Source organism: Citrobacter sp. RHBSTW-00671 (genome assembly GCF_014103415.1).
In the GTDB taxonomy this organism is placed as follows: Bacteria; Pseudomonadota; Gammaproteobacteria; order Enterobacterales; family Enterobacteriaceae; genus Citrobacter.
This window is the reverse complement of record NZ_JABXPR010000001.1, coordinates 3,292,287-3,316,505: the sequence shown is the minus strand read 5'-3', so window position 1 is coordinate 3,316,505 and position 24,219 is coordinate 3,292,287. Positions and strand designations below refer to the sequence as shown.

The window sequence follows — 24,219 nt, the reverse complement described above, 5'->3', positions numbered from 1 at the left end:
TCCGGCCTATTCAACGTAGGCCGGATAAGATGCGTTAGCATTGCCATCCGGCGCTTTATCCGGTAATACTCTCCACGCTCAAACGCTGAATAATATCCTGACGTAGCTGAAATTTTTGGATCTTGCCAGACGCCGTGCGCGGTAACCTCTCGACAACCACGATGTGCTCCGGGTACTTGTATTTAGCTACCCGTTTACGGCTAAAAAAGGCCACGACAGACTCCAGCGACAGCGAATGGTGAGGAGGTTTTAGTACCACATACGCACACGATCGTTCGCCTAAACGCTCATCCGGCATTGCCACAACGCAGGCATCATGAATACGCGGATGCTGCAACAAAATATCCTCGACCTCGCGGCTACTGATATTTTCTCCACCGCGCACAATAATATCTTTCTTACGCCCGGTGATTTTGATGTATCCGGCATCGTCCATTCGGCACAAATCGCCGCTGTAATACCAGCCGTCGTTATCCAGTGCTCGGGCGGTCAGTTCAGGTTCATCAAGGTAGCCCATAAAAACATTGGGTCCGCGGGATGCCTCTTCTCCTTCCATCCCCGCAGGCAACGTGTTACGTGCCTTATCGACGACTTTAATTTCCACGCCGGCAGCGGCATATCCGTCGGTGTTCATCTGACGGGAAAGCGAATCATCCAGATTGACCACCGCGTGCGGCGAGCTTTCTGTTGAGCCATAGACGCTTAAAAGTTTAATGCCGAGCTGCTGACAATCGCGGGCTATTTTTTTCGGAATAGTAGTGCCGCCGCACAAGAAAAAGCGGAACGACGAGAGGTCGCAGGGATGTTTTTCCACGCGACACAGCATGTCGTAGACGAACGGTGTGGCGCCGAGTACGCAGGTACAGCGTTGTTGTACCAGCAATTCGAGGCAGGCTGCGGGAGTAAAAATATCCAGCAGTACGCTGCGTGCGCCAATTAAAAACGGTGCGGTCACGCCATGTAAAAAACCGGTAGCATGGCCGAGTGGCGCAGGCATCAAAAATACATCCAGCCAGGTGAGATTAAGACGGGCACAATAGGCGCGTTCACTGGCCAGGATGTTGTTGTGGGTCAGCATTACCCCTTTGGGCATCCCCTCTGTTCCGGAGGTAAACAGCACCGCAGCCAGCTCATCGGCATGCACGTTGACTGGCTGAGTTAAGGGGGGTGATAAAAGAAGCTGGCTGAGTGCCAGTGAGTCTGTCGCGGGTGCCAGCTTATCGACGGCAACAATCTGTTGCAGATGTGGTAGCTGGTTTTGCAAGGGCAGGATCAGATCCACCGGCCGGGTTTGTTTAAACAGCGTAGGAGCGAAAAAAATCTTTGCCTTGCATTTGTTCAGTACCCATACCAGTTCGGCTTCGCGCCAGGCAGGAAGTAGTGGTACGGAAACCGCCCCGGTTTTCAGACAGGCCAGATAGATAAGGGTGAATTCACACCAGCCGGGTAATTGAAAGGCGACGCGGTCACCCGGCTGAATCCCGCAGGCTAACAACCAGGTCGCCAGACGGCTGGCCGCACTGTCGAGCGCGGCGTAGGTGTATGAATCGCCGTGGTTATCGACCACCGCGATTTTATCCGGCATCGCCTGAGCAGTTTGGCTCCAGTAATCACCCAGCGATGCATCCCCCCAAAATCCTTGTTGTCGATAAGCTTCCCGACGTTCGGCATTAAACGTTAATGTGACACTCATGAGTTTTTCCCTGGATAATTTCGGTACACGTCCTGCCGGATGACAGATGTCTGTATCCGGCGTACAACAGGCGATACGTGTTAGCCGTAACGGAAATCCACACCAAATGTCCCAGCCGGGTATTCCCATTGGTCGAGGATCGTGTCGCCGCACAGTACTCGACACGTTCCGCACTCCAGGCAACCAGCAGAATCAAAATGAATGTTTCCACTCTCGTCCTGCTTATACAGCCCGGCGGGGCAGGCTTTCAGCAGCTTGCGAAATTCTCTCATGTCAGGATGCTCGGCAAGAATGATGTGCGGATGCCCTTCATCGACATTGAATTTGTTAACGCCCAGTTTGACGTCAACATTTACGGTGTTGTCCTGACTCATAGCGCGGTTGCTCCCTTGATGCCGTCTTTCAGTAGGTTCATCAGCCCAATCTGCTTCGCGTGGGACAAAATAGTCTTGCGAATGGGTGGGGTCGGGCGGCCATCAACGGTGAACATATCGCTCATGATATCGGCCACCATGCGCGGATATTGGGTAAACAGACGGGGGTTTTCCATTAGCGCGGGGATCTTACGGAAATGCTGTAAATCACGCATCACGCACCCCTGTTCAAGGGCGCGTTTGTAGTCCATCAGGCTGTTGGCGGAGAAATCCTGACGTTCTTTCGCTGCAATGGCGGTTTTGGCTGCCGCCTCTGCTGAAGCGATCGCCAAATCCATGCCGCGCACGGTGTAGCCCAGATTCAGACAAAAACCGGCGGCGTCGCCGACGATCATCACCCCGTCATCCACCAGCTTTGGTACCATCGCCAGGCCGCCTTCCGGCACCATGTGCGCGGAATACTCCAGCAATTCACCGCCGGCGATCAGTGGGCGAATAGTGGGGTGCTGTTTAAAATCTTCCAGCATTTGCGGAATGCTTTTTGTCGCATGCTCGATATCGCCCAGACCACATACCAGCCCCAGAGAGACGGAGTCTTTGTTGGTGTACAGGAAACCTCCGCCCATCAGGCCGTTAGATGGCGAACCGGCAAACAACCAGGCGGCACCTTCATTTCCTGATAGATTAAAACGATCTGCGATGACTGCTGGCGGCAGGCCGATCAGTTCTTTCACGCCAACGGCATAATGATGCGCCGAAGAGGGCGGTACCATTCCCAATGAACGGCCCAGCATGGAATTGACGCCATCAGCAAGGATAACGATATTGGCTTCCAGGATATCGTCACCCGCCTGCACGCCAGTGACTTTGTTGCCTTCCCGGATCAGGGAATCGACGCGAACGCCCGGAATAAACTGAGCCCCGGCCTGTTCGGCTTTTTCCATCAACCAGGGATCGAGTCTGTTGCGCAATACGGTATAGGAGTCCTGCGCTGGGCTATTGTCTTTTTCACGATGGAAATCGAGGGTGACAGCACTTTCTTCGGTAAGGAAAGAGATTTTTTCGCGGGTCACTTTCCGTTCGACAGGGGCCTCCTCTGCAAAGCCGGGCATAATGTGCTCCAGGCTATGCGTGTAGAGTCGTCCTCCGGTCATGTTTTTGCTGCCAGCACTGTTTCCGCGCTCAATAACCAGCACGTCCAGCCCGGCCTGGGCCATCACGTAACCCGCTACCGCACCCGCCACGCCAGCACCGACCACAATGGCATCAAATTTTTCATCTGACATGTTCTTTGCTCCTTTCCCGCCGCGAGTGCAGCGGGATATGTGCGTTAAATGTGGCAGTTAGCGACTGAGCTGTTCGATAAGGGCCGGGACGACTTTGTAAATGTCACCAACCAGACCGTAATCGGCGTAGTTGAAGATCGGGGCTTTTTTATCTTTATTGATGGCGACTATGATCTTCGCGCCGTTCCCGCCGACCATATGTTGAATTTGTCCTGAGATGCCCAGAGTCAGGTACAAATCTGATTTCAACAGCACGCCGGAAACGCCAATATAGCGCTCGCGCTCCATCCAGTTTTCACCTTCGGCAATAGGGCGCGAACAACCCACTTCGGCACCCAGAACGGCGGCAAGATTGCGTACCATCTGCAGATCGCTCTCGGCAACCAGGCCACGACCGACGCCAACCACGCGTTTGGCTTTGCTGAGATCCACGCTGCTGAGGGATTTGGCTCGACGTTCCTGGCAAACAATCTCATGAAGCGGCGTGATATAAGGTGCAGAGACGACAGGGCAGGTATGCGCAGGATTGGCTTCTACGGGTTCAAACATGCCTGGGGCAAGTGTGATAATCGCCAGCGCGCTATTCAGTTTTTCTTTACCGAAGGCCAGACCGCCATACATACGGTGTTCTGCAAACAGCGCACCTGCATCGAGAGTGACCGATGTGGCGTCGTTTACCATCGCCGCATTGAGTTGAATGCTTAACCGCGCGCCCAGTGATTTTGCGCGTTTAGACGCAGGCATCAGCAACAGGCCGGTGTGCGTTTGCAGTAAGGCGGCGACAGTCTCGGCGTAGTTTTCAACACGCTGCAGTCCACTGGCGTGTTCGAGCACGATGATGTCATCGGCACCCAGTGATTTAACCTGATCGGCCTGCTCGTTGCCCTGCACAATAAGGTGTACCTGCTCGCCCCACTGGCGGGCGCCGGTTATTAATTCCGCATAGCGTTCTACGTTATCGCTAAACACCCATACGTTGGCTAATTTACTCATGATGATTGTTCTCCGTTGGGCTTAGTTCAGGGCTTTTTTCAGATGTTCGGCCAGTTCGGCAATGGCTTCTGCTGAGTCATTTTCCAGAATGATGTGCTTACGTTCTGTCTGCGGTGGAACGCTAAGGCTGACTAGTTCTGCCAGCGGTGATGCTGGCGTCCAGCCAATATCGCTGGCCTGCCAGGGGGTGACGGGTTTTTTGCCGGCACCAAGAATGGCTTTCATTGACGGAATCCGCGGTGTATTGATATCTGAGGTTACGCACAGCACGGCGGGGAGCGGCAGTTCAATCACTTCAACTTCGTCTTCCAGTGTACGTTCAACCACAATGCGGTCGCCGTTACGTTGGATGTGGCTTACCGCGTTAATCACAGGAAGCTGTAGGAGCTCACCCACCAGCAAACCGACCTGTTGTGCGTAGACATCGCCGGACCCTTCCCCGAACAGCATCAGATCGAATTCAATGTTTTTAGCCGCACAAGCCAGTGCCTGGGCGGTATCGCGCGGCAGCGCGTGCTCCAGCTGTGGGTCCTGCACCATAAACAGGCTATCCGGACCGCGGGACAGCACGTCTTTACGTACTTTAGAATTTTGCAGCAAGGAGCCACCCACCGTTAAGGCGACAATCTCATCGCCTTCAGCGGTAAGTTGTGTGGCGGCTTCAATCGCGTTCAGATCAAATTGACTGATTTTGGCATCGGCCCGATCAAAGTTAAGCGAGCGCTCTGGGGTAACAACAATGTCCTGTTCTTCAGGCACCAACTTAAAGCAGGTTATTATTTTCATGGCATCTCCAGTGAGTCACGTTCGGATGATGACGGTGCGCGTCATTATCGGCAGTAGGGAAAATTTGACTGAAAATAGTGTGCGGCAGAGTGGGGCCTGTTTTCGACGGGGAAATCTGTTTTCATTCCCAACAATCTTGCAGAAAAATGTGCAACGGCGATGCGGGCTTTCTAAGCGAGGAGTAAAGATTGTGTACGCAAGATTACACCGTGACAACAGTAAATGAGGGGGTAATTGAGAAATACATCCTATTTTTACGCGATATCTGCCCGCATTTGTTTCTGATATGTAAATCGTTAATGTTGAATTAATAACATTTATTCTTTTCAATTAGTATAAAACGTAAATAACGCCCGCTAACAGCGTTCTTGAGCAAGAAGTGTCATCTTGCAGACGACGCAAATAATTTTGTTTCGCTTGGGTAGAATATCGTTGTATAACGTGATTAATCGTTTTCATTTAACACTATTAATTTTCCGCATATTTATCATCTAAAGGTGGAGGCTGTCATGTATCAACGATGTTTTGATAATGCCATGGAAACCCTTTTTGAGCAGGGGAAGACCCCCAGATTTTCGCGATTCGTCATCAGTGATGATCCTAACTGGGAGTCGGGCCACCATGTTCATGACAATGAAACAGAGCTTATCTATGTCAAAAAAGGCGTTGCGCGCTTAATCATTGATTCTTCCCTGTATGTTGCCCACGCCGGGGATATTGTGGTGATAGAACAAGGACGGTTACATGCCGTCGCCTCGGATAGCAGCGCACCTGCCACGACCTACACCTGTGCACTGTACGGTTTTCGTTTCAATGGTTGGCAGGATAACCAGTTGTTGCAGTTACATTCGTGTCCGGTCATCAGCGTCGGCCAGGGACAGGAGGTTATTAAGAGTATTTTTAACGAACTGAGTATTATGATACCGCAGTGTAAAAATAATCTGTCATCCTCTGCTTATGATGCCTTTGCCTACGCATTAACCGTCTTGTATTACGAAAACTTTAAAAATGCTTATCGTTCGGAGCAGGGGTATATTAAAAAAGACGTGTTAATTAAAGATGTTCTGGTGTATTTGAATAACAACTTTCGCGAAAAAATCACGCTTGAACAGTTGTCTAAAAAGTTTCGCGCCAGTGTGAGTTATATCTGCCACGAATTCACTAAAGAGTATCGTATTTCGCCGATTAATTATGTTATTCAACGGCGGATGACGGAGGCAAAATTTTCGCTGACGAATACGGAAGCGTCGTTAGCGGAAATCTCGTGGCGGGTAGGGTATGAAAATGTTGATCACTTTGCCAAACTCTTTCAGCGACACGTAGGCTGTACTCCCAGCGATTATCGTAAGCAGTTTAAAAATAATCTGACTGAGCAGGAATGCCTGCAGCCGGAAGTCTGATTTTCTGGCGTAAGTCCGGATAGCGTTTATCCGCTATCCGGATGACAGAACGGCTTACTTGTTTTGATAATCTTTCAGGATCTGACGTCCGGCGACGTAGATCATGATTTCATCGGTGCCACCGCCAATGCGTTCGCAGCGCACATCGCGCCAGAACCGGGATACACGGGCTTCATCGGTATAACCCAGACCACCCATTATTTGAATCGCATCGTCGATAACTTCCATCGCTGTACGGGCGCAGTACAGTTTTGCCAGCGCCGCACTGGTACGCAGTGATTGTTCCTGATCGGCCTGCCAGGCGACTTTCAATACCATATTGCGCATGTTTTCGATTTTAACCGCCATCAGCGCCAGTTTTTCCTGGATCATCTGGTTGTGGCCAATCGGTTTACCAAAGGCGATACGCTGGTTGGCGTAACGTGCGGCATCTTCGAAAGCGCATTCGGCAAAGCCGGTGCTGCGTGCGGCGTTGATCAATCGCTCCATTTCGAAGTTGTACATCACGTTGAGGAAGCCCATACCCTCTTCGCCGACCATATCACTTTCGTCTACTTCAACGTCATCAAGATAGACTTCGCAGGTACTTAACATGTGCCAGCCGATTTTGTGCAGCGGATTAACTTTGATGCCGGGTTTCTTCGAATCCACCCACCACAGGGTAAAGGCTTTCTTCGGATCTTTCGGCTCGGGATCGCGAGCCAGGACCAGCATATACGGGTACTCTTTGGCACCGGTAATAAAGGTTTTTTGCCCGTTAAGGTACACCTTGCCATTTTTGCGGGTGTAGCTGGTGGTGGCGCTGTTGTTATCTGAGCCAGCTCCCGGTTCGGTTAACGCCAGCGCATAGGCCGGATCGCCCGTCTCCATGGTGCTTTCAGCGGTTTTACGTAGCTGCTCCGCGGAGCCAAAACGACGCATACTGTGGATACACTGACCGTTAGTGATCAGAAAAGCAGGTGCACCACATTTTGAGACTTCCATCAGCGCCAGCATTTGCGTGACGTAATCTGCCGGAATACCACCGAACTCTTCCGGAACGCCCAGCATTGAAATGCCGTTATCCGCAAGCGCGCGCATAAATTCTTTAGGGTAGATGGAAGTTTGATCACAGGTGCGGAAATATTCTTCCGGGAAATTACTGGTGATCAGTTCCCGAATGCTGGCAAGCAGCAGCTCTTGTTCTTCAGTTAATGAAAAGTCCATCAGGGTACTCCTTTTAATTGGCGGCGTCGGGCAAAACAAAACCCATCGTGGTATCGATAAATAATCTTTCGTCCATCAGTTTCAGGTCTGGAGAAATAACGGGAGTGAAATCCATTTTGTCCAGAATATCTTCTTGCAAAGAAACACCCGGGGCAATTTCCACTAAATGGAGACCATCTTCTTTCAACGTAAACACGGCGCGTTCGGTGATATAACGCACATCCAGTCCACGTTCGAGGGCAATTTTTCCACTGAAGGTGATTTCTGGTAATTCGCTAACGAATTTCTTCACCCGACCTTCCTGCACGATATTCAATTTGCCGTCGGCAACATCCGTTTTCAGACTTCCGGCCGTCAGGGTGCCGCAGAAAATAATTTTCTTCGAGGTGGCGCTGATATCAATAAAACCGCCAGTGCCCATGATCTTGCCATTGAATTTATGCACACCGACGTTGCCGTGCTGATCGACTTCGGCGAAACTTAAATAGCACACATCCAGACCGCCACCGTGGTAGAAGTCAAACTGGGAGGTCATATCCAGAATAGCGCGGGTATTGACGTTGGCCCCAAAAGCGATGCCCTGCGAGGTAATACCGCCGATTGGCCCGGTTTCAACCGTCAGTATGAAGTCATCGGCGCAGCCTTCTTCCCGCGCAACGAGACCAATACCGTCGGCAATTCCTACGCCAACGTTACCCACTGCACCTTTCCGCATTTCGAACAACGCACGTCGGGCTACCAGTTTACGTTGGTTAAGCGGCAGGGCAGTTTGCAGGCTGTCATCAAGGATGAAATCGCCTGAAATAAAGCGGTTAACCGGCGCTCCGCCATACAGCTGAGTCTGTTCAGGATCGATAACGACGATATCCACCAGATAGCCAGGGATCCGCACGGCTTTAGGGTGCAGTGTGGCTTTCTTCACCATTTTTTGTACCTGCATCATGACGATGCCGCCGTTGTTATGCACGGCCTGCGCGATGACCAGCGCATCGAGATACATCACTTCGTCTTCAAAGGTGGCATAGCCTTCGCTGTCACAGGTGGTGGCGCGAATAAAGGCGATATTCGGCGCAATGGCTTTGTAGTAGAGATACTCTTTGTTATCAATTTCTACCAGTTTGATCAGATCTTCGGTGGTCACTTCATTGAGTTTGCCACCTTGTTGGCGGGGATCGACAAACGTGCCAATACCGATATCACTCAAAATGCCTGGCTGATGGGCCGCAGAGGCACGCAGTGTTTGTGTTAATACGCCTTGTGGATAGTTGTAGGCGGCAATTTTATTTTGTTCCGCGAGGTCAGAGATACGTGGGGATTGTCCCCAGTGGCCGCACAACGCCCATTTAACTAAACCTTCCTGTGCCAGTGGACTAATACCCCGGTCTGCGCGGTCGCCCAGTCCTGTCGGGCTAATGAGTGACAAATTACGCGGGGATTGGCTATTTTTATATTTCTCGGCCAGTGCATTAATTAATGTTGTGGCCTCAAGTATCCCACCGCCAGCGCCTAATACGCAGAGGGTGGCTTCATCCGGAATATAATCAATTGCGTCAGCTGCAGATAATACCGGTACCCGACCATTTAAACGTGTTGGTCTTGACAGTTTCATATAAACTCCAGGTTATATTCGTGCGAATACCTATCGCTATATTAGATAATAGTGTTTTGCGTTATTTGAAAATATTTAATCGTCTGCCAGGTATTCGTGGTAAAACGAATACCTGGGGCAGGGCGTTATTTATTGCAATTTAAAAATATTCAGCTATTAAGCCTGGTGTAATATTGTCAGAACGGTGCGTAGATCGGTTACGGAGATTTGTCCTGGGGCCGAGGCTTTTTTCACCGCGCCAAACGTCGCCGCTGAGCCGAAGACTTCGCCGGACAGTCGTGAGATCACACCAGTTTTCGCCATTGACATGGTAATAATTGGGCGGTCAGCGTAGCGTTCCTGCATCTCCAGCGTTGCGCTAAGCAATGTCAGCACATCCGTTTTGCTTTGCGGCATCAACGCGATTTTGGGAATATCTGCACCAAGTTCCTGCATTTTACGCAGTCGCTGGACAATATCATCGGCCGCAGGTGTCTTGTGAAAATCATGGTTCGACATAATAACGAAGACATTTTTCGCGTGTGCATGCTCGACGGTGGCTTTAACCAGGTCATCACCGGTGAAAAGCTCCAGGTCGATCATATCCACCAGACCGCTGTCCACTGCTGCGCGGTTTAATGCAATATAGTTTTCGACAGACAGTGCCTGCTCTCCCCCTTCCTGTGCGCTACGGAAGGTGAACAGCAACGGTTTATCCACTATCACATCACGGATTGCACGTGCGGCTTCCAGCACTGCGTCAATGGAAGCGACATCGGTGAAATGGTCAACACGCCATTCCAGAATGTCGAAATCCGCTTCGCGATAGGCCAGTGCTTCGCTTTTTACCGTTGAGATGTCTTTACCCATCAGCGAGACAATGATCTTCGGCGCACCCTCGCCAATCACGAGGTTTCTTACGGTTACGGTTTTCATTGATTACCCTTTAACTATTCACAAATACTGCCCATCAGGCTGCAAAACCCATAACCTGTTTGACATACTCCAGCGGGAAATCTTTCCCGGTCCAGAGCTTGAACTGCTCAGCCCCTTGCCACAACAACATGCCGTAACCATCAATCGTTTTGCAACCGGCCTGTTGTGCCTGTTGCAATAACCTGGTCATATGTGGGTTATACACACATTCGGTCACCAGCAGTTCCGGGCGCAGCAGGGAAACGTCGGTCACGATAGATTCGTTATCCAGCGGTTTCATGCCGACTTTCGTGCCGTTGGTCAAAATATCCGCGCTGGCGAGGGCTTCGGCAAAAGCCTGGCGATCGGCAAGGTCGATCACGGTGACAACGCAGTCAGTGTTTTCATTAACACGTTTGGCGAATGCCTGCGCCTTTTCAAAGAACTCATCTTTACGGTTAAAGATCTTAATTTCTTTGATGCCTTCAATGGCTGCCTGAGCGCCAATGGCTGTAGACGCGCCGCCCGCGCCCAACAGTACCATGGTTTTACCTTTAATATCGAAGCCGCTTTCTTTAATCGCGCGAATATGGCCGGTGCCGTCGGTGTTGTAACCACGCAGGTAGCCATCATCATTAACGATGGTGTTGATTGCGCCAACCAGTTTGGCGGCAGGCGTTAATTCATCAACATATTCACAGGCCAGCTGTTTATTGGGCATGGAAACCCCGGTGCCGCGCATTTTTAACGCTTTTAAACCGGCAATTGCATTAGCAAATGTTGAGTTATCGACTTCAAATGCCATGTAGGTAAAAGGCAGGCCCGCTTTTTCTAATGCTTTATTTTGCATTTCAGGGGACAGACTGTGTCTGATAGGGTAGGCCATCAGACCAATCAGTTCATATTTTGCAGTTACGTCCATTTGATACTCCTTCTAAACAATTTATTGAAAATAACGTTCGCCCAACCGCACATCATTTTTGGGGATATCAAATACGCGGTAATAGCGAATAAAGACGATGATGGCGGTGATGAATGCCAGCAGAGCAAATGCAAGGTCCAGCAAAATGATGTATTGCAGGCCGATGTTCGAAAGGTACCCGGTGATCAGTGGGATAATAAAGTTGGCTACACCACCCATCATCATATAAACACTGGTGACTTTGGCTTTGCTCTTCGGGAAAAACTCCGACATCACCGAGACACCGAGCTGTAAAATACCGCCAGCAGCAGAGAAGCCAATCAGAAACGATCCTGCGTTACAAACCAGCGGAGAGGGATACAAATAAATGACCGCAGCGGTAATGCTTGCCAGACCAGCGTTAAAAACGTTAGCCCAAATGGGGCGAACCATTTTCTTCAGGAGGGCAGCAAAGATGAATACGCAGACCAGCGATCCCATGCTGTAGTAAGAGATGGTTTTTAGTGCATCAGTTTCTGCCATGCCAGCAAATGCCATGGCATATTTCGGCATCCAGACCACGATGACATAAAAGGTTGAGAATGCGGCAACCCCAAATAGCACGGAAGCGACGCCTTCCAGCCAGACCAGGGGTTTACTGTTCATCTGTGGCAGATCTTTGGCGAGGCCCGCGTCCACCATCTGGCTGGGAAAGCGACTTTTTAACAGCATCAGGGTGATGACCACGAACAGTACACCCGGGATGATGACCGCATAGCCGTACCAGACATGGTTGAGCAGCATGGTACTGACGATGATGGGGTAAATCATCTGGCCAAACGACACCATGGCTTTAACCAGAATAACCGCCGAGCCGGATGCTTTGGGGAAACATTCCATTAACGCCGGATAGCCGCCGGTATCCAGCGCCGAATTTGCTACGCCAACGCATACAGCCAGAATAAAGGCAATCATCAGATTGGGGCTGGCGGGAATACCGAAGAAGAACAGCATATATAGAATAACGCCTAACAGAATGATAGCCCGACGACCGAACTTATCTGAGAGAACGCCAAAGAATAAAATACTGACCAGTCGACCAAGACCAATGCCGGAAATTAGATAGGCAATCCCTGCATTATCGGTTGAAAACTTTTCAGCCAGGGAGGTCATGTTTTGCGCCAGTGTGATGACGCTAATACCGTGTAAAAAATAGCTTAAATAAATACAGGTTATCGCCAGAAGAAATGGCGTGTTAAAGGTCTTTTTTTGAGACATTTTTTCACAACTCCTTGCGGATTTTAAAATTATTCTGTGCTCGTCGGTGTAGTGTAAATTTCGGCGACCTTGTGATTAATATACCGGGCAGTAGTTATTGTACCTACATAGCATGGCGTTTAAGTTACCAGGTATATTGCATATCAAACTGTGAAACCTAATTCGTCAGACCGACCTTTTGCCGTTATTTTAAAAATACGTCCAATTATTTTGCAGCAGAAGGGAACAATATTGCATCCGCGTTATTGTGCGAGTGGTGCCATGTTTAACTGACGCTTTGCTGCAAGCCGGCTGCGATAACCAATAAACAGTGCCAACAGGAAACCGAGCGCAGCAATGCCTGCATCAAACCACATGATGTGCGCAATGCTGGTTTCGGAGAGTCTGGCGGTAATCAGTGGGATCGTGAAGGTCGCGATACTGCCCGCGCTGTAGTAAATACCGGTAGCTTTACCTTTCGCTTGCGGAAAGCGAGCGGCCATTAGCGTTAGACCAATTTGTACGACGCCCCCGGCTGAAGAGAACCCGATGACAAAGGCGAATGTAATCACGACCCAGGTCGTTGGATGCAGGCAAACCGCCAGCAGCGCGACAAAGGAGATAAAGGTGTACAGCATCAACAGAGACGTTGCACGACCCGCTTTTCTCGCCAGAGGAGCAGTAATGAATACGCACAGCAGCGAACCGCAGGTGTAAATACTTAACAGCTTGATAGATAACGTATACGGCATACCGGCGACAAACTGACCATACTGTGCCAGCCACTGGCTAACCAGATAAAATGTGGCCATCGAGATATAGCCATACAGGGTGTAACTCCCCAGATCGAGAAGGGAACAACGATGCTCCGGCTGAACAGGTTCCTGTAAAGCGGATGATGGCGTGATGGAATGCTGCGGGCCCGGATGTGCAGGGAAGCGGCAGCGAAACAAAAATATGCCGTTGACCGCCATAATTCCCGCCGCCAGCAAGAAGGACCAGCCAAACCAGAGTTCAGCCCACACCAGCAGGCTGATAACCATCGGCAACAGAAACTGGCCGCTGGAGACAAAGGCTTTAATCAGAATATTGGCGGTGCTGGGCGAGCGGGGGAAGGCTTCCATCAGGCTGGGGTAGGTTCCGGCATCAAGAAAACTGTTTGCCATTCCCGCTAAAAAACCAAAAGCGTAGGCAATCACAATGCTGTGAGTATTGATGATGCCAAAAAAGAAGACCAGGTAGCAGATCATGCCAAAAATGATAAACGGTCTGCGGCCATAACGATCGGAGAGCAGGCCTGCAACTAATAAGACGCTTAACCGACCGATACCAAGAGAGGAGATGACAATCGAGACCCCCGCTGCATTGGTTTGCCACTGCTGCTCAAGTGAGGACATATTGAGGGACATCAGAATGACCCCCATACCGTGTACCAGGTAATTAAGGTACAGCCCTATCGCAGTGGAGAAATAGGTGTTTTTCATAATGTATTACTCAGCGAAGAGGCTAAATGGATGTTGTGTTCTGTGTCGCGTAGGGGGTATTAGCCCAAATAGTATGCAGACTGCGCGTGAGCGAGGGCATAATGTCGGGTGCCCGTGTTGCAACGTAGTGGTGACGTTATGACCGACTAACACAAACGCTCAAGGCTGTGTGCATAGAGTTCCACTGCCGCAGATTGGTAGATTTTCCAGTCGAGAAAATTGTCGTGGTTATAAACTGCCTGAAAAGAAACCAGATCGGGGAAAAAACGCATCGTGTTATTACCGATACGATTATTTATTTTTTCAATGATCGCGTTAATTCTTAACTTTCTCTTTGCTTTCATTTCTGTACAAATGCGCACGATGTTTTCCGGGATTTCTTTTTCCCCGCGCTCCCATTGTTGCCAGGCGACAATGTCGCCATCACGCGCGATATACGTGGCGCATTCTTCCACCGTCATAGCAAAAATATGGCGGATAGCCTGCAATTCTAGTGCGTTCATTATTTCATCACTTCATAAAAGACGGTGGAATAGTAATAGCATTATTGTGGATATTTCGGCTTGAAGAGAGTCACAGTATCTTGTGCAATATTATTTGTTATTAATCTGTGAAGTCGGTGCATTTGGCGTGAGAGTAAAATAAAACAATTGGCTGGCTGATGTGATGTAGGTCGTTAGGGGACGTGGAGTGCAGGATAAAAAAAAGCCCATCGTGGGAGATGGGCAAAGACTACACACAGCAATTCGTTGTTTCACTCAGGGGATTTCCATGCTTATAAATCAATGTGTTGATCTAAAGCCTTGGGGTAATAGTAGGCATGCGGGTTTTTCACGTCGATCAGATTCATCTCAATAGTTTAAAAACTGTAAAGAATTTGCGACATAAATGAGTACTCCCACAGGGCTGGCGTTGGGTTTGGTTCGGGGAGCGGTGATGTGTTTATCAGCAATATTAAACAATCAGGCGGCAGTGTTGCCGCCTGATGCTGTATTACTTATTGCTTTCGATTTCAGCGATTTCTTCGAGGATTTGATCCGGGTCGGTGCCCGGTGTCGGGGCTTCGTTGACCCATGCGGAGAACAGGCGCCATGAAACAGCCAGTACCACTGGGCCGATAAACAGACCAATCATACCAAATGCAATCAGCCCACCGATAACCCCGGACAGAATAAGGATCAATGGCAAATCAGCACCCATACGAATCAGCATCGGACGAATAACGTTATCCAGTGTTCCGACCACGCCACTCCACACCAACAGCACCGTGCCCCAGGTAGAGTCACCCGTCCAGTAAAGCCAGATAATGGCCGGAACCAGTACCGGTAAAGGCCCCAGTTGCACCAGACAGGAGAGGATCATCAACACCGCCAGTAGCGTCGCATAAGGTACCCCCGTTACCGCCAGACCAATACCGCCGAGGACGGCCTGCACCAGCGCGGTGACGACCACGCCTAATGCGACCGCACGAATGGCCTGTGCTGCCAACAGGATTGCAGCGTCACCGCGTTTCGATGCAAGACGGCAGGCGAAGTGGCGAATGCCTAGCGCCACCTGCTCACCGCGCCAGTACAGCAGGGCGCTGAATAGCAACATCAAGCCACAGTGCATCATAAAGCGGCCAATATGCGCGGCCTGACCAACAAACCAGGTGGTTGTGGTACCGATATAGGGACGAACCTTAGCCATGATAGCCGAACCGCCCATATCCAACAGGCTGTGCCACGCGCCATAGAGTTTGGCACCCACCAGCGGAATACTGTTTAACCACGCCAGATCCGGCAGCGTCATATCGCCGGCGGTAACGGCATGAATCAGAGGACCACTGCCATCAACAATGCTGTTGACCAACAGAGCGATAGGAATAATGAATAACAGAACTAACAACAGGGTCATCACCAGCACGGCCAGCGAACGGCGTCCCCACAGCAATTTTTGTATACGTATCAGGATGGGCCAGGTCGCAATGACCACCGTACCTGCCCAGGCGAAGCCGAGGATAAAGGGTTGCACAATCCAGAGACAGGCCACAATCATGATGGCTAAAAACAGCACCGATAGCAGCACTTGTGCAATATCCCTGGGCTGACGGAAATTTACCATAAATACTTTTCACCTTTGTCTTTGCGTCAGAACGTTGACGCGACGTGAACACGTTAATCACACTCTATAATGATGAGCAATTTCAGCGGTTTTGAACAGGCGGATTCTGCCTGTAAATCTGCTGAGCGTATTAGAAAAAAATGTGATACAACAAACAAAGCAACACGCAAACGATTAAATTCACAACACAGACCGCAGGAAAGGGTCACTATAATGATTCCACAAATTTCTCAGGCGCCAGGTGTCGTTCAACTGGTGCTCAATTTTTTGCAGGCGCTGGAGCAGCAAGGATTCACGGGCGATACGGCAACGAGCTATGCCGATCGTCTGACAATGTCGACGGATAACAGTATCTATCAGCTTCTGCCTGATGCCGTGGTTTTCCCTCGTTCGACGGCTGATGTGGCGCTTATCGCCCGCCTGGCGTCAGAACCGCTCTTTTCGTCGTTGATTTTTACCCCGCGCGGCGGCGGTACAGGCACCAACGGTCAGGCGCTTAATCAGGGCATTATTGTTGATATGTCCCGTTACATGAGCCGCATCATCGAAATCAATGTGCAGGAAGGTTGGGTACGGGTAGAGGCGGGGGTGATAAAAGATCAGCTTAACCAATATCTGAAACCCTACGGCTATTTCTTTGCGCCTGAATTGTCCACCAGTAACCGGGCGACGTTGGGGGGAATGATCAACACCGATGCTTCCGGGCAAGGTTCGCTGGTCTACGGTAAAACCTCCGATCACGTGCTGGGTATTCGCGCGGTACTGATGGGCGGGGATATTCTCGATACCCAGCCGATGCCGGTTGAATTTGCCGAAATGCTCGGTAAAAACAATACGGCGATTGGGCGTATCTATAAGACGGTTTATGAACGGTGCCGCGATAACCGACAGCTGATCATTGATAAATTCCCCAAGCTTAATCGCTTCCTGACCGGTTACGATCTGCGGCACGTCTTCAATGATGAGATGACCGAGTTTGATTTAACCCGCATCCTTACGGGCTCTGAAGGTACGCTGGCATTTATCACCGAAGCCCGCCTTGATATCACGCCGCTGCCTAAAGTTCGGCGACTGGTCAACGTCAAATACGATTCGTTTGACTCTGCATTGCGTAATGCGCCGGTGATGGTGGAGGCGCGTGCGCTGTCGGTCGAAACCGTCGATTCCAAAGTGCTTAATCTGGCGCGGGAAGATATTGTCTGGCACTCCGTCAGCGAATTGATTACCGATGTCCCGGATAAAGAGATGCTCGGGCTGAATATCGTCGAGTTTGCGGGTGATGATGAAGCATTAATTGATTCGCAGGTCAGTGCGCTGTGTGAACGCCTGGACGGGCTAATTACCCGGCAGGAAGCCGGTGTGATTGGCTGGCAGCTGTGTACCGAACTGGCCGGCGTCGAGCGCATCTACGCCATGCGGAAAAAGGCCGTTGGTCTGCTGGGTAATGCCAAAGGCTCTGCGAAGCCGATTCCGTTTGCCGAAGATACCTGCGTACCGCCGGAACACCTGGCCGACTATATTGCCGAGTTCCGTGCGCTACTCGATAGCCATGGCCTGAGCTATGGCATGTTTGGTCACGTGGATGCCGGGGTACTGCACGTCAGACCGGCGCTGGATATGTGCGATCCGCAACAAGAAGTGCTGATGAAACGCATCTCTGATGATGTGGTTGCGCTGACGGCAAAATACGGTGGCCTGCTGTGGGGCGAACACGGGAAAGGTTTCCGTGCTGAGTACAGCCCGGCGTTCTTTGGCGAGGAACTGTATCGCGAACTGCGTAAAGTGAAGTCGGCGTTTGATCCGCAAAACCGGCTCAATCCGGGGAAAATTTGCCCTCCGGAAGCCATCGATGCGCCAATGATGAAAGTGGATGCGGTTAAACGTGGGACTTACGATCGTCAAATCCCGCTGGCCGTTCGCCAGGAGTGGCGTGGGGCAATGGAGTGTAACGGCAACGGGTTATGTTTTAACTTCGATGCGAAAAGCCCGATGTGTCCGTCGATGAAAATCAGCCTCAATCGCATTCACTCGCCAAAAGGGCGGGCAACGCTGGTACGGGAATGGTTGCGTCTGTTGGCCGATCGTGGGATTGACCCCGTAAAACTGGAAAAAGAGTTGCCAGAAAAGCGTGCCAGTTTACGTACGCTAATCGCCCGAACCCGCAACAGCTGGCATGCGCGTAAGGGCGAGTATGATTTCTCGCATGAAGTGAAAGAGGCGATGTCCGGGTGTTTGGCATGTAAAGCCTGTTCTACGCAGTGCCCGATTAAAATCGATGTTCCGGAATTCCGCTCGCGCTTCCTGCAGCTGTATCACACGCGCTATCTGCGCCCGCTTCGCGATCACATGGTCGCCACCGTTGAGAGTTATGCACCGCTAATGGCGCGTGCGCCTAAAACGTTCAACTTTTTCATCAATCAACCGCTGATACGTAATCTGGCTAAAAAACACATCGGCATGGTGGATTTGCCGCTGTTGTCTGCGCCATCATTACAACGACAGCTGGTCGGGCATCGTTCGGCCAATATGACGCTGGAACAGCTTGAAGCTCTCAGCCAGGAGCAAAAAGCCCGTACGGTGCTGGTGGTGCAGGACCCTTTCACCAGCTATTACGATGCACAGGTCGTGGCTGACTTCATCCGACTGGTCGAAAAATTGGGTTTACAGCCGGTGCTGTTGCCATTCTCGCCTAACGGCAAAGCGCAGCATATAAAGGGCTTTTTAAACCGGTTTGCGAAAACGGCGAAAAAGACCGCAGAATTCCTCAACCGGGTGGCCAAGCTGAATATCCCGATGGTCGGTGTCGATCCTGCGCTGGTGTTATGTTATCGCGATGAATACAAGCTGGCGCTCGGCGAGCAGCGCGGTGATTTCCATGTCTTACTGGTCAATGAGTGGTTATCGGCTGTACTGGCGTCACAACCGCCGGTCGCTATCGGTGGCGAACCGTGGTATTTCTTTGGACACTGCACCGAAGTGACCGCTCTGCCGGGAGCGCCTGCGCAGTGGGCCGCGATTTTTGCCCGGTTTGGGGCCAAACTGGAAAATGTCAGCGTGGGGTGCTGCGGGATGGCGGGTACGTATGGCCATGAAGTGAAGAATCACCAGAACTCTTTAGGGATCTATGAGTTATCATGGCACCAGGCAATGCAACGATTGCCGCGTAACCGTTGTCTGGCCGCCGGGTATTCATGTCGCAGCCAGGTTAAACGCGTAGAAGGCACGGGCGTTCGCCACCCATTACAGGCATTACTGGAGATTATAGGATGATCTGGAAACGTGAAGTCACACTCGAGGCGCTCAACGCCATGGGTGAAGGAAATATGGTAGGGCTGCTCGATATTCGTTTTGTGCATATCGGCGACAATACTCTGGAAGCCACAATGCCCGTGGACCATCGCACCAAACAACCCTTTGGTTTGCTACACGGCGGGGCGTCAGTCGTGCTGGCTGAGAGTATTGGCTCGGTGGCTGGATATCTGTGTACGCAGGGCGATCAGAAAGTGGTGGGCCTTGAGATTAATGCCAACCACGTTCGTTCTGCGCGTGAAGGGCTCGTCAGAGGGGTGTGCAGCCCTGTACATACCGGTTCACGTCATCAGGTGTGGCAAATCGAAATCTTCGATGAGCAGGGTCGGTTATGCTGCACCTCACGACTGACAACCGCTATTTTGTGACGCATGTTGAGTTTGGTCATTATCTGCGCAGGTAATGGTGTTATACTGTGCAGGTTCTGAACACAAGCGAGGATGATATGTCTACCCAATTAGACCCGGCCCAACTGGCAATAGAATTTTTACGTCGTGATAAAACCGATCTTTCACCGGCTCAGTACCTGAAAAGATTGAAACAATTAGAGCTGGAGTTTGCCGATTTATTAACGCTCTCTTCGACTGAACTGAAAGAAGAGATCTATTTTGCCTGGCGCCTGGGCGTTCATTGATTCCGGTATGCCTGTCGTAATAAAAACCCCGACACATGTGTTCGGGGTTATTTTTTGCCTTAAATCTTGTTTACCACTTCATCTCACCGGTATTCACTTTCGCACTCAGTTCCAGAGAGCTTTCGTCAGCAAGACCCGGCCATGCTGCGGTCATTGTTTTTATCACGTAGGCTGAACCTTTTTTCGCGTCCAGCGCCTGTTCAAACGACTGAAGGTAATCCTGGGTGAAGCGAATCGCTTTATCACCCGCCGGGCGTTCACCAATATAATGACCGGGAACCACCTGGGCGGGATGTAATTGCTGCATTTCGCTCAGCACGTTACGCCATGCCGTGCGCTCTGCCGGTGACTGCGTGTCCGCTGTCCAGACGTGAATACCTGAAGCGATACCGGTTCCGCCAATGATGGCGCGGTTCGCCGGGATCCAGACATATGCCGCATAGTCATTAGGATGGCGTAATTCCAGCGTTTCGCCATCAACCGTAAAGCGTGTTTGCGTGGTGGCCTGCGGTACAGTGAGCGAAGTGGGGGCACCGTCTTTCATCTGTGGGCCCCAGAACTGTAATTTGCCTTCTTTGGTGGCACGAATATGATCCACCACGTGCGGTGTAGCCAGCACGTTGACACCGGGGAAGGCTTTGACGAGTGGCTCAAGGCCAAAATAGAAATCCGGATCGCCAGACGTGATCACAATGGCTTTCAGCGTCTTACCGCTGGAGCGAATCATTTGCACCAGTTTTTCACCGTCTTTGGTGCTGAATTGGGCATCAAACAAAATGGCTTCTTTCGGGCCGGACACCAGCGTAGAAGAGACCGGGAAAATAGCCTTTTCCTGCGGATTATAGACATCCAGCTGTAGTGGAGCGGCAAACGCCGAAGAGGCAAACAGGGGTAACAGCATAGCCAGTGTATTGATTTTCATAACGGGGAACCTTGTGCAGGACATTGTCTTTTGATCGTTCCCGTATTTTAAGGAAATTCGGATCTGTTAGAATTCCCATATCAGGACATGCTGAGTTTCATAAAACGATCGGATGGGATGCAATGGACAGAGTCATGGCGGCAACCGTTTTTAACCATATCTGTGATTTAGGCAGTTTGAGTGCCGCCGCGCGTGCGCTGGGGCTTTCCCGACCGATGGTCAGTCGCTATCTGGATGAGATGGAAAAGTGGACCGGGGCGCGGCTTATCCATCGTTCGTCACGACGGTTGACAATCACGCCTGCTGGCGAAGAAGCGTTGGTGAAAACCCGCACCCTGGCACAGCTTTCGCGAGATATCGGTGCCGCCGGGCTCGCGCAAACCCCATCTGGCACGCTACGGGTGGCGTGTGCACATTTTACTGCCATACATATTCTGGCGCCGGTGCTGCCCGCGTTTCTTGCTCGCTATCCTGAACTCCGCATTGAAGTTGAGATCAACAATCAACCGGTAAGCCTGGTTGGGGAGCGTATCGATGTGGCGATCCGCATCACGGAAAATCCCGAGCCCGGAACGATTGCCCGGCGCTTAGGGGATTGTGAATCGGTGTTATGTGCCTCCGCGGATTACCTTAACCAGTATGGCATCCCAAAAACCGTCGACGATCTTGCGCAGCATAATTGCCTTTATTACAGCGGATTCGCCGGAAAGTCATGGCATTTTCTGGATGCGCAAGGGCAAGCCGTCACGGTGGCCATTAAAGGTAATTTAAGCGCTGGTATCTCGTCGCTGCTATGTGAATCCGCTCTGGCGGGGATGGGGATTGCGTTGGTTCCTGAACAGGAGGCGAGAGAAGGGCTGGCGCAGGGGAGATTAATACGGCTTCTACCGCAACTCCAGCCTAAACGCCTGCCGATTTATGGTTTATATCTTTCCCGCGATCACCAGCCAGCGGGGCTGCGGCTGTTGCTGGACGCACTGAATGAGACACCGCGCTAACGATGTGATTGAGCATGTTTATAAAATAGTCAAAGCGCAATTTGTGTTAAAAAAAATTTCTCAGGGTATGAGATTCTTCCTGGTGCCCCTTCAAGAGCTAAGCCATTGTGAGTGCCGGAGATAAGCGCCGGATGGGGTCGGAACCCTTAAGTCTGTCAGCAAAGCAAGCAGACTTAAGGGTTTTTTATGGCCCACATGCGTTTTGAACCGCATTACTCCCGCCGTAGTCATCCCCACCTATCCCTTAAATAGACATTATCTATACATCTTTTGGCATTTGACCTGCCGGAACGATTACATATTCATAATCTATTATTAATCAATGTATTGAACAAAAAAATCCATCCCTGTTAACCCTCGCCGCAGGGTCTATGCTTAATAAAAGTCGTCAAAAAGGGCGGTTAACCCGAATGCCCCTGCTGTTGAGGGGTTGAAGTGATAATCATTATCACTAACATGGTGTTATAGCTTGCAAGCTAATGACTCGAGGTAACCCTATGGAATTGCATTCAGGAACATTTAATCCCAACGATTTTGCGTGGCGCGGGCTGACGTTAACGCCAGCGGCAGCAGCGCATATCCGTGAACTGGTGGCAAGGCAACCCGATATGTTGGGCGTGCGATTAGGCGTGAAACAAACCGGGTGCGCGGGATTCGGCTATGTGCTGGACACCGTCAGGCAACCTGAGAAAGACGATCTGCTATTTGAAACAGAGGGCGCCAGACTTTATGTCCCGTTACAGGCGATGCCGTTTATCGATGGAACTGAAGTCGATTTCGTGCGGGAAGGATTAAATCAGTTATTTAAATTTCATAACCCGAAAGCCCAAAACGAATGTGGCTGTGGCGAAAGCTTTGGGGTATAGGCGGTACTATGTCTCGTAATACTGAAGCAACTGACGATGTCAACACCTGGGCTGGCGGGCACCTCAATTACAAAGAGGGGTTCTTTACCCAACTCAAAACCGATGAGCTGGCCAAAGGGATCAACGAAGAGGTGGTGCGGGCAATTTCGGCAAAACGAAATGAACCCGACTGGATGCTGGAATTCCGGCTGAATGCGTTTAACGCGTGGCTGACGATGGAAGAACCACACTGGCTAAAAGCGCACTATGACAAACTGAACTACCAGGATTACAGCTATTACTCGGCACCTTCTTGCGGCAACTGTGATGAAACCTGCGCCTCTGAGCCGGGAGCGGTGCAACAAACGGGCGCGAATGCGTTTTTAAGCAAAGAGGTTGAAGACGCGTTCGAGCAGCTTGGCGTGCCGGTCCGTGAAGGCAAAGAAGTGGCGGTGGATGCCATTTTCGATTCGGTGTCAGTCGCAACGACCTACCGCGATAAGCTGGCGGAGCAGGGTATTATTTTCTGCTCGTTCGGCGAGGCCATCCACGATCATCCTGAACTGGTAAAAAAATACCTCGGTACCGTCGTCCCGGGGAATGACAATTTCTTTGCCGCACTGAATGCGGCGGTAGCATCGGACGGCACGTTTATTTATGTGCCGAAAGGCGTGCGTTGCCCAATGGAACTGTCGACCTATTTCCGTATCAATGCAGAAAAAACCGGACAGTTTGAACGCACGATTCTGGTGGCGGATGAGGGGAGTTACGTCAGCTATATCGAAGGTTGTTCGGCGCCGGTGCGTGACAGTTACCAGCTGCATGCGGCGGTGGTCGAGGTGATCATTCATAAAGATGCTGAGGTGAAGTATTCCACGGTACAAAACTGGTTCCCCGGCGATGGTAATACCGGCGGCATCCTGAATTTCGTGACCAAACGTGCGCTGTGTGAAGGCGAAAACAGCAAAATGTCATGGACGCAGTCAGAGACCGGCTCAGCCATTACCTGGAAATACCCGAGCTGCATTCTGCGCGGTGATAATTCGATCGGCGAATTCTACTCCGTTGCGCTGACCAGCGGTCATCAGCAGGCTGATACCGGCACCAAAATGATCCACATTGGCAAGAACACGAAATCGACCATTATCTCGAAAGGGATTTCCGCCGGACATAGCCAGAACAGCTACCGCGGCTTAGTGAAAATTATGCCAACCGCCACTAACGCCCGTAACTACACCCAATGTGACTCAATGCTGATTGGTGCGGACTGTGGGGCACATACCTTCCCGTATGTTGAGTGCCGAAACAACAGCGCTCAGCTTGAACATGAAGCGACGACCTCGCGCATTGGTGAAGACCAGTTGTTCTACTGCCTGCAACGTGGCATCAGCGAGGAAGATGCTATTTCAATGATCGTCAATGGCTTCTGTAAAGACGTGTTCTCTGAGCTGCCGCTGGAGTTTGCCGTGGAAGCGCAAAAACTTCTCGCCATAAGTCTTGAACACAGCGTCGGCTAAAATTTAAG

The 24,219-nt window shown here is 50.9% G+C and carries 21 protein-coding genes and 1 other RNA gene; 7 read left to right on the top strand and 15 right to left on the bottom strand.

Features of this window, described 5'->3' with window-relative positions:
* Positions 1-55: 55 nt before the first annotated feature.
* The 5 genes from fadK to HV261_RS15895 all read right to left on the bottom strand — a co-directional run bounded on the left by fadK (position 56) and on the right by HV261_RS15895 (position 5,132).
* Positions 56-1,693, bottom strand: a complete 1,638-nt coding sequence (gene fadK / locus HV261_RS15915; protein WP_202038801.1) for a medium-chain fatty-acid--CoA ligase — start codon at positions 1,691-1,693, stop codon at positions 56-58.
* A gap of 80 nt (positions 1,694-1,773) precedes the next feature.
* Positions 1,774-2,067, bottom strand: a complete 294-nt coding sequence (locus HV261_RS15910) for a ferredoxin family protein (protein WP_202038800.1) — start codon at positions 2,065-2,067, stop codon at positions 1,774-1,776.
* A complete protein-coding gene (locus HV261_RS15905) occupies positions 2,064-3,353 on the bottom strand; it encodes an FAD-dependent oxidoreductase (RefSeq protein WP_202038799.1) in 1,290 nt (429 codons plus the stop codon). The genes HV261_RS15910 and HV261_RS15905 overlap by 4 nt, the downstream gene beginning before the upstream one ends.
* Before the next feature lie 57 nt (positions 3,354-3,410).
* Positions 3,411-4,346 (bottom strand): electron transfer flavoprotein subunit alpha, encoded by a 936-nt coding sequence (locus tag HV261_RS15900; RefSeq protein WP_202038798.1) that lies wholly within the window; start codon positions 4,344-4,346, stop codon positions 3,411-3,413.
* A 21-nt stretch (positions 4,347-4,367) separates the two neighbouring features.
* Positions 4,368-5,132, bottom strand: coding sequence for an electron transfer flavoprotein (locus HV261_RS15895; RefSeq protein ID WP_137383343.1), 765 nt, complete (start codon positions 5,130-5,132; stop codon positions 4,368-4,370).
* 509 nt (positions 5,133-5,641) lie between these two features.
* Here HV261_RS15895 and HV261_RS15890 point away from each other — a divergent pair.
* Complete coding sequence (locus HV261_RS15890) at positions 5,642-6,532, top strand: AraC family transcriptional regulator (protein ID WP_202038797.1); 891 nt, start codon at positions 5,642-5,644, stop codon at positions 6,530-6,532.
* Positions 6,533-6,586: 54 nt separating this feature from the next.
* On the opposite strand, the gene HV261_RS15885 is transcribed toward HV261_RS15890, so the two are convergent.
* From HV261_RS15885 to ydiK, 9 genes are all read right to left on the bottom strand, one after another.
* Positions 6,587-7,738 (bottom strand): acyl-CoA dehydrogenase, encoded by a 1,152-nt coding sequence (locus tag HV261_RS15885; RefSeq protein ID WP_202038796.1) that lies wholly within the window; start codon positions 7,736-7,738, stop codon positions 6,587-6,589.
* A gap of 13 nt (positions 7,739-7,751) precedes the next feature.
* Positions 7,752-9,347, bottom strand: a complete 1,596-nt coding sequence (locus HV261_RS15880) for an acyl CoA:acetate/3-ketoacid CoA transferase (protein ID WP_202038795.1) — start codon at positions 9,345-9,347, stop codon at positions 7,752-7,754.
* Positions 9,348-9,503: 156 nt separating this feature from the next.
* Positions 9,504-10,262, bottom strand: a complete 759-nt coding sequence (aroD, locus tag HV261_RS15875; protein ID WP_202038794.1) for a type I 3-dehydroquinate dehydratase — start codon at positions 10,260-10,262, stop codon at positions 9,504-9,506.
* Positions 10,263-10,296: 34 nt separating this feature from the next.
* On the bottom strand, positions 10,297-11,163 hold the full coding sequence (gene ydiB, locus HV261_RS15870; RefSeq protein ID WP_137383339.1) for a quinate/shikimate dehydrogenase: 867 nt from the start codon (positions 11,161-11,163) through the stop codon (positions 10,297-10,299).
* Between the two features lie 21 nt (positions 11,164-11,184).
* Positions 11,185-12,420 carry an MFS transporter gene (locus tag HV261_RS15865; RefSeq protein WP_202038793.1) on the bottom strand — a complete coding sequence of 412 codons (1,236 nt, stop codon included), beginning with the start codon at positions 12,418-12,420 and terminating at the stop codon, positions 11,185-11,187.
* Positions 12,421-12,662: 242 nt separating this feature from the next.
* On the bottom strand, positions 12,663-13,883 hold the full coding sequence (locus HV261_RS15860; protein ID WP_202038792.1) for an MFS transporter: 1,221 nt from the start codon (positions 13,881-13,883) through the stop codon (positions 12,663-12,665).
* 146 nt (positions 13,884-14,029) lie between these two features.
* The gene (locus HV261_RS15855) at positions 14,030-14,386 is read right to left on the bottom strand and encodes a YdiL family protein (RefSeq protein ID WP_202038791.1); all 357 of its coding nucleotides are present in this window, start codon (positions 14,384-14,386) and stop codon (positions 14,030-14,032) included.
* 194 nt (positions 14,387-14,580) lie between these two features.
* Positions 14,581-14,688: antisense sRNA RprA (gene rprA, locus HV261_RS15850), an RNA gene on the bottom strand.
* 188 nt (positions 14,689-14,876) lie between these two features.
* The gene (gene ydiK, locus HV261_RS15845) at positions 14,877-15,986 is read right to left on the bottom strand and encodes an AI-2E family transporter YdiK (protein WP_202038790.1); all 1,110 of its coding nucleotides are present in this window, start codon (positions 15,984-15,986) and stop codon (positions 14,877-14,879) included.
* Positions 15,987-16,199: 213 nt separating this feature from the next.
* On the opposite strand from ydiK, the gene ydiJ reads away from it, so the two are divergent.
* From ydiJ to HV261_RS15830, 3 genes are all read left to right on the top strand, one after another.
* A complete protein-coding gene (gene ydiJ / locus HV261_RS15840; protein WP_202038789.1) occupies positions 16,200-19,256 on the top strand; it encodes a D-2-hydroxyglutarate dehydrogenase YdiJ in 3,057 nt (1,018 codons plus the stop codon).
* Positions 19,253-19,663: a 1,4-dihydroxy-2-naphthoyl-CoA hydrolase gene (menI, locus tag HV261_RS15835; protein WP_137383333.1), complete on the top strand. Its 411-nt coding sequence runs from the start codon at positions 19,253-19,255 to the stop codon at positions 19,661-19,663. The genes ydiJ and menI overlap by 4 nt, the downstream gene beginning before the upstream one ends.
* A gap of 77 nt (positions 19,664-19,740) precedes the next feature.
* Positions 19,741-19,929, top strand: a complete 189-nt coding sequence (locus HV261_RS15830; RefSeq protein ID WP_005120249.1) for a YdiH family protein — start codon at positions 19,741-19,743, stop codon at positions 19,927-19,929.
* Positions 19,930-19,999: 70 nt separating this feature from the next.
* Here the strand turns inward: HV261_RS15830 and HV261_RS15825 are convergent, their stop codons facing one another.
* Positions 20,000-20,851 carry a Vmh family MBL fold metallo-hydrolase gene (locus tag HV261_RS15825; protein WP_202038788.1) on the bottom strand — a complete coding sequence of 284 codons (852 nt, stop codon included), beginning with the start codon at positions 20,849-20,851 and terminating at the stop codon, positions 20,000-20,002.
* A 122-nt stretch (positions 20,852-20,973) separates the two neighbouring features.
* On the opposite strand from HV261_RS15825, the gene HV261_RS15820 reads away from it, so the two are divergent.
* From HV261_RS15820 to sufB, 3 genes are all read left to right on the top strand, one after another.
* Positions 20,974-21,849, top strand: a complete 876-nt coding sequence (locus HV261_RS15820) for a LysR family transcriptional regulator (RefSeq protein WP_202038787.1) — start codon at positions 20,974-20,976, stop codon at positions 21,847-21,849.
* Positions 21,850-22,346: 497 nt separating this feature from the next.
* The gene (sufA, locus tag HV261_RS15815) at positions 22,347-22,715 is read left to right on the top strand and encodes a Fe-S cluster assembly scaffold SufA (RefSeq protein ID WP_137383330.1); all 369 of its coding nucleotides are present in this window, start codon (positions 22,347-22,349) and stop codon (positions 22,713-22,715) included.
* Positions 22,716-22,723: 8 nt separating this feature from the next.
* Complete coding sequence (sufB, locus tag HV261_RS15810) at positions 22,724-24,211, top strand: Fe-S cluster assembly protein SufB (RefSeq protein ID WP_061067803.1); 1,488 nt, start codon at positions 22,724-22,726, stop codon at positions 24,209-24,211.
* The last annotated feature ends 8 nt before the right edge of the window (positions 24,212-24,219 follow it).